Origin of the sequence: Streptomyces sp. G-G2 (assembly GCF_030063135.1) — a bacterium.
GTDB lineage: Bacteria > Actinomycetota > Actinomycetes > Streptomycetales > Streptomycetaceae > Streptomyces.
The window spans coordinates 118969-134444 of record NZ_JASISO010000020.1 but is presented as its reverse complement, the minus strand read 5'-3'; the positions used below and the strand labels follow the sequence as shown (position 1 = coordinate 134444).

General features: G+C 74.3%; 10 protein-coding genes and 1 pseudogene. 5 read left to right on the top strand and 6 right to left on the bottom strand.

From position 1 onward, the window contains the following. Positions 1–58 precede the first annotated feature (58 nt). Positions 59–1315 (top strand): serine hydrolase domain-containing protein, encoded by a 1257-nt coding sequence (locus tag QMF80_RS18025; RefSeq protein WP_283454452.1) that lies wholly within the window; start codon positions 59–61, stop codon positions 1313–1315. A 300-nt stretch (positions 1316–1615) separates the two neighbouring features. Here the strand turns inward: QMF80_RS18025 and QMF80_RS18020 are convergent. Further along, positions 1616–2335: pseudogene (locus QMF80_RS18020) on the bottom strand (IclR family transcriptional regulator domain-containing protein); the annotation flags it as partial. An 857-nt stretch (positions 2336–3192) separates the two neighbouring features. Continuing rightward, entirely contained in the window at positions 3193–3717 is a 525-nt protein-coding gene (locus QMF80_RS18015; RefSeq protein WP_283454451.1) for an RNA polymerase sigma factor, read from the bottom strand. Positions 3718–4119: 402 nt separating this feature from the next. Between QMF80_RS18015 and QMF80_RS18010 the strand changes: the two genes are divergently transcribed. Further along, positions 4120–6108, top strand: coding sequence for a hypothetical protein (locus QMF80_RS18010; RefSeq protein ID WP_283454449.1), 1989 nt, complete (start codon positions 4120–4122; stop codon positions 6106–6108). 165 nt (positions 6109–6273) lie between these two features. Next, positions 6274–7992 (top strand): methionine--tRNA ligase, encoded by a 1719-nt coding sequence (gene metG, locus QMF80_RS18005; RefSeq protein WP_283454447.1) that lies wholly within the window; start codon positions 6274–6276, stop codon positions 7990–7992. 72 nt (positions 7993–8064) lie between these two features. Here metG and QMF80_RS18000 read toward each other — a convergent pair whose 3' ends face one another. Beyond that, positions 8065–9603 (bottom strand): YfcC family protein, encoded by a 1539-nt coding sequence (locus tag QMF80_RS18000; protein ID WP_283454445.1) that lies wholly within the window; start codon positions 9601–9603, stop codon positions 8065–8067. Continuing rightward, a complete protein-coding gene (locus QMF80_RS17995) occupies positions 9600–10973 on the bottom strand; it encodes a M20/M25/M40 family metallo-hydrolase (RefSeq protein WP_283454443.1) in 1374 nt (457 codons plus the stop codon). The genes QMF80_RS18000 and QMF80_RS17995 overlap by 4 nt, the downstream gene beginning before the upstream one ends. A gap of 280 nt (positions 10974–11253) precedes the next feature. Here QMF80_RS17995 and QMF80_RS17990 point away from each other — a divergent pair, with 280 nt between their 5' ends. Both QMF80_RS17990 and QMF80_RS17985 read left to right on the top strand, forming a co-directional pair. Then, positions 11254–11781 (top strand): hypothetical protein, encoded by a 528-nt coding sequence (locus QMF80_RS17990; RefSeq protein ID WP_283454441.1) that lies wholly within the window; start codon positions 11254–11256, stop codon positions 11779–11781. 80 nt (positions 11782–11861) lie between these two features. Next, positions 11862–12638: a bestrophin-like domain gene (locus tag QMF80_RS17985; RefSeq protein WP_283454439.1), complete on the top strand. Its 777-nt coding sequence runs from the start codon at positions 11862–11864 to the stop codon at positions 12636–12638. Between the two features lie 18 nt (positions 12639–12656). Here the strand turns inward: QMF80_RS17985 and QMF80_RS17980 are convergent, their stop codons facing one another. Then, complete coding sequence (locus QMF80_RS17980) at positions 12657–14294, bottom strand: NAD-binding protein (RefSeq protein ID WP_283454437.1); 1638 nt, start codon at positions 14292–14294, stop codon at positions 12657–12659. Further along, positions 14291–15475, bottom strand: a complete 1185-nt coding sequence (locus tag QMF80_RS17975) for an MAB_1171c family putative transporter (protein WP_283454435.1) — start codon at positions 15473–15475, stop codon at positions 14291–14293. Before QMF80_RS17975 ends, QMF80_RS17980 begins: the two co-directional genes overlap by 4 nt. Between the last annotated feature and the right edge of the window lies 1 nt (position 15476).

The following is a 15476-nucleotide window of genomic DNA, read 5'->3' as shown; positions in this document are numbered from 1 at the left end:
CCCCCCGCGGATCTACGCTGATGTGGTTCGGGGTCGTCCGACGACGGGAGACCGTGCCGTGAAGTCAACCCACATCCGGCTGCGCCGGACCTGCGTGGCCGTCGCCGCCGCGAGTGTGCTCATCACCCCGGTGGCCGCGGGCTCGGCGTACGGGGTGAGTGATCCCCCCTCCGCGTCCCTCTCCGCCTCCGCCGCCGCCTCGGCCTCCGCTTCGCCCTCCCCGGACACCGGCGCGGCCTTCGTACGGCTCACGCCCGCCGTCGCCGCGCGGCTGGACGCCGCCGTGCGGCAGGTCATGAAGGAGACGGGGGTGCCGGGCGCGACCGTGGGGCTGTGGGCCCCCGGCAAGGGGAGTTACCTGCGCAGCTTCGGCGTGGCCGACAAGGCGACCCGCGCGCCGATGACGGCCGGGCTCCACGTGCGCATCGGCAGTGAGACCAAGACGTTCACGGTCACCGCCCTGCTCCAGCTGGTCGACCGGAAGAAGGTCGCCCTGGACGACACGATCGGCAGGTACGTCAAGGGCGTTCCGAACGGGGACCGCATCACCCTGCGCCAACTGGCGGGCATGCGCAGCGGTCTCTTCAACTACAGCCTGGACCCGAACTTCATCAAGAAGCTCCAGGCCGACCCCGAACAGCCCATGACCCCGCAGCAGTTGCTCGACTACGCCTTCAAGAACCCCGTGCAGTTCGAGCCGGGCGCGAAGTTCGACTACTCCAACACCAATCTGATCCTCCTCGGCCTCGTGGTGGAGAAGATCACGGGCAGGCCGCTCCACGACGTCGTCCAGCGGGACGTCCTGGAACCGGCCGGACTGCACCACACGGTCTTCCCCACGGGCGCCGCACTGCCCGACCCCTACGCGCACGGCTACACCGACCAGACGGCCTCGGGCAAGACCGAGGACGCGACCCGGTGGAACCCCTCCTGGGCCTGGGCCGCCGGAGCGATGGCCTCCGACGTGCAGGACCTGCGCAGCTGGGCCCGCACCCTGGCCACCGGCACGCTGCTGACGCCCGCGTCCCAGGCCGAACGGCTGAAGACCACCCCGATGGACATCCCGGGGGCCGGTTACGGGCTGGGCATCTTCGACGTCCAGGGCTGGATCGGCCACAACGGCTCGATCCCCGGCTACGAGTCCCTGCCCGTCTACCTGCCGCAGGCGAAGGCCACGATGGTCATCGTCCTCAACACCGACTCCCAGACCGGCGGCCAGGAGCCCAGCACTCTCTTCGGTGCGGCCGTCACCGGCATCGTGAGCCCCGGCCACGTGTACCCCGGGCACAAGCCGCTCGCGCCCAAGGGCGGCTGACCCCGAACAGGGAGGACCGGCTCACTGCAGTACGACGAGGGAGTCGTCCGGGCCCAGCGGAGGGAGCGGGCCGATGGTGCGGGGGAGCGCGAGGCGCGGGCCGCAGGAGCGGGCCGGGGCGGGGGCCGCGTCGAAGAGGTAGGCCGCCGCGGAGGCCGGATCACTGACCAGGTGGGGACCGGCCGAGGCGGGGGTACGGGTGTGCCGGGTGCGAAACACGCTGCGCAGGTGGCGCAGGGTGTCCGCCAGGGAGGCCGGACCGGGCGGCTGGGCCGCGCCCCGCGCCGGGAAGGCCCCGGTCAGGAGCAGGGCGAGGAGCACCGGTACGGCCTTGCGGCGCAGCGTGGCGGTGGCGGCCCGCAGTCGGTGCGCGTGCGCGGCGGGCAGGGACAGCGCGAGGCCGGCCGCCGCGCCGCCGGTCGCGAGGGGGACCGCCGAACAGACCACCCCCGGGGCGTACTCGCTCAGGTCGAAGACCGGGGCGCCCGGGGCCATCGCGTCCAGGGCGTCGAACAGGACCCGGCTGTCGGTGATGGTGTGCGCGGTCAGCGGGTCCGGCCGGTAACGGGCCACGTGGTCCGCCCGGACGTCCGGGCCGAGCTGCGCGAGCAGGCACTTGCCGACCGCGCTCGCGTGGGCGGCCGCGCGGAAGTCGACCCACTCGCTGACCGGCGGGGTGCCGGGCCCGTCCGCCATCTGCGTGATCCGGACCTCGCCCTCGGTGTACCGGCTGAGGTAGACGGCGGCGCCCGCGCTGTCCCGGGCCAGCGCCAGGGTGCGCTGGAGCTGCGCGGGGAGCCCGGAGCCGCCGGGGGCGGCGAGCCGGTCCAGCGCCGGGCCGCGGCCGTAGATCCCGGGGGCCGGGCGGGACGCGTACTCCTCCTCGCACAACATGGCCAGCACCGGCCCGAGTTCCCCGTCGGCCAGCCCCGCCTCCCGGCCGAGCGGGGCGGCGCCGAGCCCGAACGGGTGGCGGTCCAGGACGCGTACGACGGCCAGCGCGCGGCGCGCTTCGGCCAGTGCCCCGGCGGGGCCCGCGGCCCCGGGGCTCCCGCGCCGCTGGGCCGGGGGCGCGGGACGGCGTACCGGCCCGCCCGGCCCGGCGGCCGGGGGCGCCTGCGGTTCCCGGGCCGGGGTGGTGGTGGCGAGGAACGCGGGCAGCACCGCGGCGAGGCCCGGGCGGGGGAGCGGTACCGGGCCGAGGTCGATGTCGTCGAGCCGCTCGACGTACCGCAGCACCCGGGCCTGCGCGCACAGCCGGACCTCGCGCAGGTCGCGCGGGCCGCCGGGGCGGAAGCCGAGGCGGCCGAGTTCGACGGCCCAGACCCGGGCGTCCTGGTGCTCACCGCGCCGGGAGTGGTCGAGGAAGAGGCAGTAGGCGGCGGACCCGGTTCCCGGGACGCCCGAACCGGCCGCGAACTGCCACCAGAAGCGGGCGCCGTCGCGCAGCCCCGCGAGGTGCAGCAGACACGCGAAGACCAGGGAGCCCGCCGGGTCGCCGTGCCCGGTGCGGATGAACGCGTCCAGCCGGGCGGCGGCGCCGGGCCCGCAGACCACGGCCAGGCTCACCGCCTTGAGGTCCCGTCGGGCCTGCTCGGCCTCCACCGGCCAGTCCCGCGCGGGATCGCTCCAGCCGGGGGGCGAGGGACGGGAGCGGGCGCCGGACACGGCGGCGGACCGCGCGGCCGCGCGCGCCGCCGCGGCCCGTACCCGCCGCAGCAGGCGGGCTTCGGCGGCGCGGAGGTCGTAGCGGGGATACGGGTCGGGGACCCGGGCCCGGGCCAGGAATTCGGCCAGCGACCGGCGGAGCCCACCCTGATCAGGGTGGCCCGTGGGGCTCGTGTGTTCAGCGGGGTCCGCGTGCTCACCGTGGTGGCTCATGGCGCGGGCTCCCCACCGAGGAGCCGGGTGAGCCTGCGGCGCGCCTGGCTGAGGTGGGAGCGGACGGTGGCTTCCTCGATGCCCATCACCCGGGCCGCCTCACCGGTCGTGCAGTGCAGTCCGTAGCGCAGCAGCACGGCGTCGCGCTGGCGCTCGGCCAGCCGGGAGACCGCCGAATAGAACTGGATGCTGTCGGTCAGTACGTCGTACGGATCGGTGGCCGAATCCTTGAGCGCGGCCTCGAAGGCGCTGAAGTCCATCGGCCGTCCTCGCGGCCGGTCGTGTTTTCGCTGCTGTTCGACGATCCGGTGCTTCAGGACGGTCCAGGCGTAGGCCTCCAGGCGGTCCATGTGCAGCATCCGGAGCCACTCGCTCATGATCAGGTCGAAGGTGGCGTCGACGGCGTCCTCGGCCTCCGCGTCGGAGCCCAGCTGCAGGTACGCGAACCGCATGTACGAGGGGCGCCGGTCGGTGTGGAAGGCCCAGTACGACAGGCGCGCCCGCGGGTCCCACTGGCTCATCGGAGCCTCCGGCCGCTGCCGTCGGCTGGGCAGTCCCACCGCCCCACCGGATTCCTCCGGTCCGCCATCACTCACCGCTCCACCTCTCCCCCTCGTGCCACTGGAGGTGCTCGCCTCCCACCCTGTCAGCGTTTGGCGGGCCGCGCGGGCGCGGAGCGAAAGTCCCGCCGGGCCGCACCCGGTGGCGCCCGGCCCCGACTCCCTTGTTGACGTGGGGGGTTGACGCCAGGCGGCGGCCCCGGGCCGCGCCCGCCCGCGCCCGCCGCGACCCCTGACCTGCCGCTTCCCGTGCCGACGCGCCGGGGTGCGCGCCGTCGAGTGCGCCGGGTGGCGGCCGGAAGCCGACCGGGAGGCTCGGACGAGGACGTGTGACCATCCCAAGATTCACTCGTTTGTCGGACCGTGGGCACATCACAGCGATTCGGCTCCAACGCCGTCGAACAGGCCGAGGCGGTTCTCGTCGAGCAGTACCCCCACCTGGTACGGCTCGCCTACGTGACGCTCCCCGACACCCTCGGGAGGCACTCCCGGGTGCTCCTGGCGCACCGGGCCGTGCAGCGGTCGCTGCCCCGGGCGCGCGCCGGTGGTGAGGCGGGGCTCCCGGCGCGCGCTCCCGCCGGGCCGGGCGGATCCACGGGCCCCGGCGGCCCGCTCGGGGAGGTCCGGGCCCGGGTACTGCGGGCCGCCCTGGCCCCCGGCGGGCGGACCGGGGCCGTGCTGGTCCGCTTCGGGTGGCCCCCGGCGCCGCCCTTCGTGTGGGGGCTGCGGCTGTGGCCCCCGGCGGGCGGGGTCGACGAGACCGCCCGGTTGCTGGGCGGGGCGCCCGCCGCGGTCCGGGCCGCCTTCGTGCTGCACCGGATGGACGGCCTGGCCGAGGAGGCGGTGGCGCGCGTCCTGGCCGCGGCCGGCTCCCCGGACCCGGCCGACAGCGTGCGCGAGGCCCTCGCCCTGCCCGTCGGTGAAACGCTCTCGCGGACCGCGGAGTTCGACGCGTGCGTGGTCAACACCCGGCCCACCGACCTGCTCCGCAGGCGCCGCCGGGTGCGGGCCGCCTGGGCCGCGGCGGCCGTACTGGCCCTGGTCGCCGGGGTGGTGGTGGCCGACGGGGCGCAGCCCGGGCCGCCCGGACCGGCGGTACGGCCCGCCGGGGGGAGCGTTGCCGCCGGGGCGCTCGACCCGGACCGGCTGGTGCGGATCCCGGCCGCCGCCTGGTCGGACACCGCCCGGGTCGACTTCACCGCCTGGCCCGCGAGGGGCTCCCGCGCCGGGGACCTGGCCCTGCTCGCGCGGGCCCTGGGCGCCTGGGCCGCCCCGTCCCCGCAGGTGGCCGTCACCGCGGCGCCCGGAACCCCGCCGGACCCGCCGGGGCGTCCGCCGCAGCTGCTCTACGCCGGGGACGTGGACGGGCGGGCGGTGGTGGTGCTGCTCGACGCCGACCGCGTGGCCCGCTACGGCGAAGCGGCCGGGGGACCGCGGGACCGGGCGCTGGAGTTCGCCCGTACCGACGAGGCCGGGGTCACCACCGCGGGCGCGCTCGCCGTCAGCCGCGGGGACGGCCGGGCCCGCTACCTGCTGGCCCCCTGGATCGCCGCGGCCGCCACCCGGGACCTGGCCCGCCCGGCCGAGGGCTCCCGTCCGCTGGCCGTCGCCCCCGACGGGCTGACCGGCGCGACGGCGGTGCCCGGGGTGTCCGGACCGTGCGACGCCTGGCCCGTCCTCGAACTGACCTCCTCCAGCCGCATCGTGGAGAAGCACTCCTTCCTGCTCACCGACCTCGGCGCGCTGTCGCCCGTACACCTGACCTACACACCGCTGCCGGACGGGCCGAACGCGGTGCCCGCACGCCAGCCCCGCGAGGCCACCGGCCCCGCCGCGCGCGCCGCCTGGGCGCCGGTCGCGTGCAGACTGCGGGAGCTGAGCGGCGGCGGGGTGCGGGCCGTCAACATCTGGGACTTCGCCGACACCGAGCTGCCCGAGGGCGGCGGACGGGCGGTCTGGTCCTGCACCCGCGCCTCCGGCTGGGCGGGACCGGGCGACGTACTCGTCCAACTGCGGCCCCCCGCGGGTCCGCCGCAGGACGTGGCGCGGGCCCGCTCCACCGCCGCCTGCGGCCGCTTCGGCCAGCACCTGCTGGTGGGCACGCGCTGGCGGTCGGCCGCCGGGCACTGGTACGAGCTGGCCGCCGGAAGCCGGGAGGTCGCGGCCATCACGGCCACCGGCGCGGTCAGCGCACAGGCGGCGGGCCGCGGTCTGGTGGCCCCCGCGGGTCCCGCGGGCGCACCGGTCACCCTGACCGCCCGGCTCACCAGCGGCGCCCCCCTCACGGCCCCCGGCGGCCCCCCGGGGCCCCGCCGCACGGGCCGGGACATGATCGGCGCTCCTGTACCATGACCGGGATCGCGAGGGCAGTGACGGAGAGGTCACGGCCCTCGCTTTCGTGTAAGGCATGCAAGGCCCACCCTGTGAAAATCCGGCACGTGAGGTTTCGGCGGTTCGATACGATGAGCCCCTTCACGATCCTTCACGTACCGCACGTATGAAATGGAGCATCCGAGGATGTCTCGACACCTGATCACCAGCGCGCTTCCCTACATCAACGGGATCAAGCACCTGGGCAACATGGTCGGGTCGATGCTTCCGGCGGATGTGTACGCCCGGTACCTCCGCCAGCGCGGCCACGACGTCCTCTACATCTGCGCGACCGACGAACACGGCACCCCCGCCGAGCTGGCCGCCAAGGCCGCCGGGCTCTCGGTCGCCGAGTTCTGCGCGCAGGCGCACGACGCGCAGAAGGCGGTCTACGACGGCTTCGAGCTGTCCTTCGACTACTTCGGCCGCAGCTCCTCGCCGCAGAACGCGGAGATCACCCAGCACTTCGCGCGCCGCCTCCAGGAGAACGGCTTCATCGAGGAGCGCGCGATCCGGCAGGTCTACTCGCCGGTCGACGGCCGCTTCCTGCCCGACCGCTACGTCGAGGGCACCTGCCCGCACTGCGGCTACGACAAGGCGCGCGGCGACCAGTGCGAGAACTGCACCCGCGTCCTGGACCCCACGGACCTGATCGAGCCGCGCTCGGCCATCTCCGGCTCCACCGAGCTGGAGGTCCGTGAGACCAAGCACCTCTTCCTCCTCCAGTCCACCCTCCAGGGCGAGGTCGAGGCCTGGGTCGCGGAGCACGAGGAGGAGTGGCCGCAGCTGGCGTCCTCCATCGCCCGCAAGTGGCTGACCGAGGGCCTGCACGACCGCGCGATCACCCGTGACCTGGACTGGGGCGTGCCGGTCCCGGCCGACACCTGGCCCGAACTGGCCGCCGACGGCAAGGTCTTCTACGTCTGGTTCGACGCCCCGATCGAGTACATCGCGGCCACCAAGGAGTGGGCGGACGCCGACCCGGCGAACCGCGACCACAGGTCCTGGTGGTACGAGGCCGAGGACGTCCGCTACACGCAGTTCATGGCGAAGGACAACGTCCCCTTCCACACCGTGATGTTCCCCGCCACCGAGCTGGGCGTCCGCGAGCCGTGGAAGATGGTCGACTACGTCAAGGCCTTCAACTGGCTGACGTACTACGGCGGCAAGTTCTCCACCTCGCAGAAGCGCGGCGTCTTCACCGACCAGGCGCTGGAGATCCTGCCCTCCGACTACTGGCGCTACTTCCTCATCGCCAACGCCCCCGAGTCCGACGACTCGTCCTTCACGTGGGAGCACTTCGCCGCCACCGTCAACAAGGACCTCGGCGGCACCCTCGGCAACTTCGTCAACCGCGTGCTGACCTTCTCGCGCAAGCGGTTCGGCGACGAGGTCCCCGCGGGCAGCCCGGCGGGCGAGGCCGAGGTCCGGCTCGGCGAGCAGATCGCGGAGCTGCTGGCCGAGTACGAGGCCCAGATGGAGGCCCTCCAGTACCGCAAGGCCGCGGCCGCGCTGCGCGCCCTGTGGTCCGCCGGAAACGCCTACCTGGACGAGAAGGCCCCCTGGCTGGAGGTCAAGACCGACCCGGAGGGCGGGGCGCTCACCCTGCGCACCGCGATGAACCTCATCCACCTCTACTCGGTCGTCTCCGAGCCGCTCATCCCGGCCTCGGCGCGCGCCATGCGCTCGGCCTTCGAGCTGGCCGACGACACGGCGGCCTGGGTGACCCCGGAGCAGGCCCGCTCGCTCGACGCGGTCCCCGCCGGTACGCCGTTCACCGTCCCGCCGGTCCTCTTCGCGAGGATCACCGAGGAGGACCTGGACTCCTACCGCGAGCGCTTCGGCGCCGCCGTCGTGGCGGTCTGACGCCCGTAGGGCCTGGTACGACGCGGGGGCGCGACCACACGGTGGCCGCGCCCCCGCGTCATGTGCCCGCGCCTACATCGCGGCGCCCAGGGCCACGAACCCGCAGATCAGCACGAACAGGACGGCCAGCAGCGGCCATACGAACCGCAGGTACTTGTCGTAGCCGACCTTGGCCAGCGCCACGCCGCCGATCGTCACGGCGGTGGTCGGCACCCACAGGTTCATCCAGCCGCTCGCCGACTGCCAGGCCGTCACCACCACCGCGCGGGAGACCCCCGCGAAGTCCGCGAGCGGCGCCAGGATCGGCATGGCCAGGGTCGCGTGCCCGGAGGTGGAGGGGATCAGGAAGGCCAGCGGGAGGTTGACGAGGAAGACGATCACCGCGAAGAGACTGGACGAGGTGCCCTTGACCACGCCCTCGATCGAGTGCAGCACGGTGTCGGTGATCTTCGAGTTGTTCATGATGACGGTGACCCCGCGCGCCAGCATGATGACCAGGGCGGGCGAGATGAAGTCCGCCGCGCCCTGGATGATCGTGGCGCTGAGCTTGGCCTCGCCCATCCGCGCCACCAGTCCCACCAGCACCGCCGCGCACAGGAACAGCGCCGAGAGCTGGGGGAAGGACCAGTCCAGTTCCCAGCCGTACGGCTTCGCGTCGGCCTTCCCGGTGAGCGCGCTGGACCAGGGCACCACCGAGAAGATCATGAAGGCGAAGACCAGGACCAGCAGGACGAGCACCGCCTTGTGCAGCGGGGTCAGCTCGGGTTCGGCGGCCTCGTCGCCGGTCGCCTTCTGCTCGCGGTCGCCCGGCAGGAACCCGCACAGGGACGTCGCCGGGTCCTTCTGGACCCGCTTCGCGTACCGGACGACGTAGAGGATCGTCACCGCGGTCAGCACGATCCACATCAGGAAGCGCAGCACGATCCCGTCACCGAGCGAGATGTCGGCGGCCGAGGAGGCCACCCCGGTCGCGAACGGGTTGACCGTGGAGCACAGGACGCCGATCCCCGCGCCCAGGATCGAGGCGCCGACGGCGACGAGGCGGTCGTAGCCGAGGGCCAGCATCATCGGGACCAGCAGGCCGTAGAAGCCGAGGGTCTCCTCCGCGAAGCCCTCCACCGTGCCGAGGACGGAGAAGACCAGCATCACGGCGGCGATCAGCAGCGCCCCGCGCTCGCGCAGCCGGTGGGCGAGGCGGGCGATGCCCCGGTCCAGGGCGCCGGTCGCGAAGACCACGGTGATGAACGCGCCGATGGCCAGGACGAAGAGGAACACGCCCGCGCTGCCGTAGAGCGCCCCGGTCAGGCTCGGGCCGACCTGGTGGGTGGTGGTGTCCTGGAGGCCGTACAGACCGTTGACCGGGGCGAGGAAGAGGTCGTTCAGGCGGTCGGTGAGGCTCCGGGTGCCGGAGACCCGGTGGTAGGTGCCCGCGACCGGGGCGCCGCTGTCGTTGCGGTCGTACTGTCCGGCGGGGATGAGGAAGGCCAGCAGCCAGACGGCCACGGTGACCAGGGCCAGGATGGTCAACGCGCTGGGGAAACCGAACTTCCGCGCCGGGGGCGGGGCCGGGGGCAGCGGATCGACGGTGACGCCGGGAGGCGGGGTACTCACGCGGTGCCTCCCGGGGAGCGGAAACCCGCCGCGTACTCGCGCACGAAGGCGGCCATCGCGACGACGGTGTTGCGCAGCTCCGAGAACAGCACCCGCTCGTTGGGCGCGTGCAGGTTGCACATGCTGTCCTGGGCGCCGAAGAGCAGGACCTCCGCTCTGGGAGCGGCCCTGGCCAGGCCGTTCACCAGCGGGATCGAGCCGCCGGTGGCGACGTACGAGGCCTCGGTGCCCCAGGCCTCCTCGAGCGCGGTCAGCGCCGCCCGGTAGGCGGGGCCGCCGGTGCGCGCCTCGAAGCCGGGGCCGGTGTCGCCGGGGGTGACGGTGAGCGGGATGCCGAAGGGCCGCTGCGCGCGCAGGTGGGCGACCAGCGCGGCCCGCGCCTCCCGGGGGTCCTGGAGCGGATGGAAGCGCAGGTTCAGCTTGGCCCGGGCATACGGGACCACCGCTGAGGCCGCGTGGTCCACGCTCGGGGCGTCCAGCCCGATCACGGTGATCGCGGGCCCGCTCCACAGCCGCTCGCCCAGCGATCCGGTGCCGATCAGGGGCAGATCGCCATGGACCCCGGCCAGGTCGCGGAACTCCTCCTCGGTGTAGGTCGTACCGTCCCACGCGTCCCGTCGCAGGCCCGTCACGGCGACGTCACCAGCCTTGTCGTGCAGGGTGCCCAGGGCCTTGAGCAAGACCAGCAGCGCGTCGGGGGCGGCGCCGCCGAACTCCCCGCTGTGCCGGGGCTCGGCCAGGGTGCGCACCTCCACGACCACCTCGCAGGCGCCGCGCAGCCCGGTGGTCAGGGTCGGTGTCCCCGGCCGCAGGTTCCCGAGGTCGGCGATGACCATCGCGTCACAGGCGAACCGGCCCGGCTCACGGGGCGGGTAGTCGTCGAAGGGGCTGCCGTACTCCTCCTGCCCCTCGATCACCAGCTTGATCCCGACCGGCGGGCGGCCCCCGTACAGCCGCAGCATGCCCAGGTGCGCGATCACGTTCGACTTGTCGTCGGCGATGCCCCGCGCCCGCAGCCCGCCCGGGACCGGGGTCGGCTCGAAGGGCGGGGACAGCCATAGGCCCGGCGCCCCGGCGGGCTGGACGTCGTAGTGCCCGTAGAGCAGCACCGTGGGGGAGCCCGGCTCGGGGGGTGGGATCTCGGCGTAGATCACCGGAGCGGTGTCGGGCAGGTCGATCCGTTCCACGCTCGTGACCCCCGCGTCCCGCAGCAGCGAGACGATCAGGTCGTGCGCCTCCTCGACGGGTTCCGGCGGATAGCCGGGGAAGGCGATCGACGGAATCGCCGCGAGCCGTTCCAGATCGGCCCGCAGGCCGTCCATCAGCGCGTCGACCCGCGCCCCGAGCTGTTCCCGACCGTCGGCTTCCACCCGGCACCGTCCTTGTCGTTCGCGCTGAGCAGAGCGCTTCCGCTCACCCGATTCTTGGCCGGTGCGGGACCTGGCGCCGTGGCGGGCTGGGCCGGACGGGTGAGCGAGACCGGGGGAGAACCGGCTGGTCCGGGGCGCCGCGTGGCGTGAAGTGGCCCCTGCGGCCGCGATCTTGACCGGCTGAGCGCGTATCGAACTCCGCCCGTGATCGTTTCTTCAGCCAGGAGCGCCGCGCGGCAGAGCGGGCGGCGCGCGGAGCGGAAGACGGGGAGGCGGCGCGGTGACCGCTTGGCAGTTCTTCGCCGGAGCCGGGCTGGTGGCGGTCTGCTGCCCGCTGCACGGACCGGCGCAGGGGCACGCGCACGTGGACGTGCCGCCCCCGGCCGCCCGCACCGATGTGTGCGTACCGGCCACCGGGCACCCGCCCGCCGCGTCGCCGCCCCCGGTCCGGCAGCCGCCGCGGGCGGTGCTTCCGGGGACCGTCGCGGGGCCCGCCGGGCCGACCGTACGGCACGCGCCCCCGCCGCCACCCGCTCCGGCCCCGCGCCCGGCGGCGGCGCCCCGCCGGGCGGCTCCCGCACCCGCGCCGGAGCCCGTACCGGAGCCCGCGCCGCCGGTGCGCGCCGAGCCCGCCCGGGCGGCGGCGCTCCCGCTGGCCGGGTTCCACGTACGCCGCTACCGCCCGGTGGCCCTCCAGCGGCGAAGCCCGAACGGGCTGTCCACCGTGATGCTGCTGGTCGTCGTCACCACCCCGGCCGTCCTCGCGGCGGCGGCGCTGCGCCCGCGCGGCCGGGGGCGCACCGCCTGAGCCGCACCCCTTGAACCGGACCGCGGCCGCTCCGTCCACCGGCTCGTCCACCGAACCCTCCACACCACGGGAGATCCCGCATGTCCGAATGGCTGGTCCTGGCCATCGCCATGGCGCTCGTCTGCGCCCTCGTCCTCGCCTGCACGGCGCTGCGGCACCGCCGCGTCGCGGTCGACGAGGACACCAGCGAAACCCCCGACGTCATCGAGTACATGACGATGATGGTCGGAGTGGTCTACGCGATCGTGCTCGGCCTGGCCATCGCCGGGGTCTGGGAGGCGCGCGGCGCCGCCGAGGACAGCGTGCGCCGCGAGGCCCAGTCGCTGTACGAGGTCACCCAGCGCGCCGACGTCTATCCGGCGCCCGTACGCGACCGGATCCGGGGCGAGGTGGACGCGTACGTCGCCCACACCGTCAGCGTGGACTGGCCGCTGCTGACCTCCGGGGCCGGCGCCTCCCCGCAGGGCGCCACCCTGCTCGGCGCGCTGCGCAAGGACGTGACCCACCAGAGCCCGGCCAACGAGCTCCAGGCGCAGGCCTACCAGCCGCTGCTCGACCAGATCGCCACGGCGGACGACGCCCGGCACTCCCGCACGCAGAGTTCGGGGGCCACGCTGCCCGGGGTGATCTGGTTGGGGCTGCTCGCCGGCGGCCTGGTCACCATCGGGCTGATCTTCACCCTGCAGATCCGCCGGTCCGGGCGCGAACTGCTGCTGGCGGGGCTGTTCAGCGGACTGATCGTGTTCCTGCTGTTCATGGTCTGGAGCTTCGACGCCCCGTACGGCAGGGAGGGAATCGATTCGGCCGCCCCGTTCCAGGACCTCTTCCCGTCCCTCGCCCTGGCCCTCGGGAGGTAGCGTCGGGCGCCCGCGGGTTCAGGCGCCCGCGGGTTCCACCGGTTCCACCGGACCGGTGCGATCCGTGCGGCCGCGGAGACCCGGGCCGAGGCCGGTGCGGTCCGGGTGGTCCGGGTGGTCCGCCCGCTCGGTACCGCCGGGCCGGTCCGCGCGGTCGGTCCGCCGGGTGAAGCGCAGCTCCCGTTCCGTCAGCGGCGGGCCGGTCAGCTGCGGCATCGTGGGACCGCGGAGCGCGTGCAGCAGCACCCGCGGGCGCACCAGGGTGCTGATCGGCGCCGACAGCGTCATCACCTCGGTCAGGGCGGTCGCGACCACGAAGTCCGCGGTGGCGGTCAGCACGAGCCGGTCGACGTAGCGGGAGAGCGCCTTGTCCGCCAGGGTCGGCCGCTTGCCGACGGTCTCCGGGTAGAAGATGTCCTGCCCGGTCGCCAGGTCCCAGGCCACCGACACGGACGCCGCCACGGCCCGCTGGGTGCGCCGGGCCAGTCCGGCCGCGCGCAGTCCGCCTTCGGCGAGCAGGGTGCGCCGCAGGGCCCGCGCGCCCTGGGCCGCCACCGACATGCCGTGCCCGTACACCGGGTTGAAGGAGGCCACGGCGTCACCGAGGACGACGAACCCCTCCGGCCAGAGCCGGGACTTCTCGAAGTAGCGGCGCCGGTTGGCGGTGTTGGCGAAGGTCGAGACCTCGGACAGCGGCTTGGCGTACTGGAGGAGGTCCGCGACGACCGGGTGACGCGCCGAGCGGGCGAAGGGCTCGAAGTCGGCGCTGTCGCTGGTCGGGCGCCCGCCCCTGGTGCCGGACAGGGTGACCAGCCAGCGGTCCCCTTCGACGGGAAGGATGGTCGCGACCTTGCCCGGGCGCGGTTCGCGGGCCGCGGCCTGGATGTTGACGACCGGGAAGCGGTCGGTACCCGGCGGGGCCTGGTAGAGCCTGCTGGCGTACACCACCCCGGAGTCCACCAGCTCCTCGCGCACCTCGGGCAGACCGAGTTCGCGCAGCCACCTCGGAGTGCGGGTGCCGCGCCCGCTCGCGTCCACCACCAGGGTGGCCAGGAGGAGTTCTTCCGTTCCCTCCCGGCCGGAGATCCGCAGGCCGGTGACCCGGTCGCAGGCGCCGGTCAGCCCGAGCACCCTGGTGTCCTCGATCACGCGGACGTTGGCCAGCCGGGCGACCCCCTGGCGGACGGTCCAGTCGATCAGGTCCCGGGTGGCGCTGAACAGGTAGTGGGTGGGCCGCCAGCGCCGGTACCAGCCGCCGGGTGAGAAGGAGACCATGCCCGAGGTCAGCGGGATCCGGTGGGCCCCGGCGGCGAGCAGCCGCTCGGAGAACCCGGGCAGCAGGCCCTCGATGGCCTCGGCCCCGCCCGACCAGAGCATGTGCCCGTGCTGGGCCTGGGGCAGGAAGGCGCGGGGCTCGGGGCCCGCGGGAAGGACGTCGCGCTCGATGACGGTGACCCGGTCGGCGTACGGGGCGAGTGCGGCGGCGGCGAGCATTCCGGTCAGTCCGCCGCCGATGACGACGGCCTCCCGGCGGGTGGGCGAGGCACCGGTACCGGCGGTCGTGGCGTCCGGCGCGGGGTCCGCGGTCCCGGAAGCGGGCCGCGGTGCCGGTATGCGTCTCGGCCCGGACTGCTCGCGGCTCGTGCTCTCGCTCATGGGTGGCTGCCTTTCGTACGGTCCGCGTGTCGGCGGGTCGCTGCTGCTGCGGGGGAGCGGAGTGCGCGCGAGATGCCGACGAGGTCACGCGGCCCCTCCGCGTTCGCCGGTGTGTAGGCGTCGGCGGAGCCGATGACCTTCTCCTCCGGGTCGGCCGCGCGGGCCCGGATGGCCGCCGAGACCATCACGGCCTCGGCCGTGGCATCGGCCTGGGCCGTCCCCGAGCCCGCGGCGAGCGCGGCCGTCCTGGCGCGGTCGCGCAGCCCGTGGTCGAAGTACGGATCGAGGTGCAGGATGCCGTCGTGGATGTCGGCCACCCTCTGGGTGACCCGCAGGTCGGCCGGGGACCACCACGAGATCCGGACCGCGCGGGAGCCGTGCGGGACGACCGCGTGCAGCTCGCGCCAGAGCGGCCCGAGCCGGTGGTACGTCGCCCAGGTCTGCCAGAGCGCCGAGAGCCGCTGTACGACCAGCGGGAGCACGAAGCCGGTGCCGATGAGCAGGGCGGAGAAGGACGCCACGGGCGGCGCCACGACGCTGCTCAGCACGTCCAGGTCCTGCCCGGCCCAGCGGGCGCCGACCGCGGCGAACTTCGCGGCGTCGAAGACCAGGTTGAGCACGAAGCCGATCACCATGAGGATCAGCCCGGAGCGCAGCGAGCCGCGCACGTGCAGGGACCACCGGCGGCACAGCACGGTCATCACGACGGCTGCCGTGGTGTGCGCGACGAGGTAGACCAGGATCATCTCGCGGATGAACGGCGTGTTGGCGTAGTACGTGTCGAAATCCCGCAGCCGCTCCACCGGGGCCCCGCCGATGGCGAACAGGGAGCCGATGGAAAGGATCACGGCGCTGTAGGCGCCCACGCACCAGCGGGACAGGTTCCGGGTCCGGTGGCCGGGTCCGCCCCGCCAGTTGATCAGCAGCAGCAGGCAGGAGGCGCTGAAGGCGCTGAGGATGCAGTAGACCAGTGGCGCCGAGAAGTTGGGGACGCCGGTGATCCGGTTGACGGCGGCGATGGTCGGCGGCGCGGCGAAGAAGAACACCGAACTGGCGACGAGCAGGAGCACACTGACGGCCCGCATCAGGGGGTCGCGCCAATGCCGGGTCAGGCCCGGCAGCTTGCAGGTGAAAGCGATCACCAGCACGCCGGCCGGAATGTAGAAGTCCAGGCCCTTCACG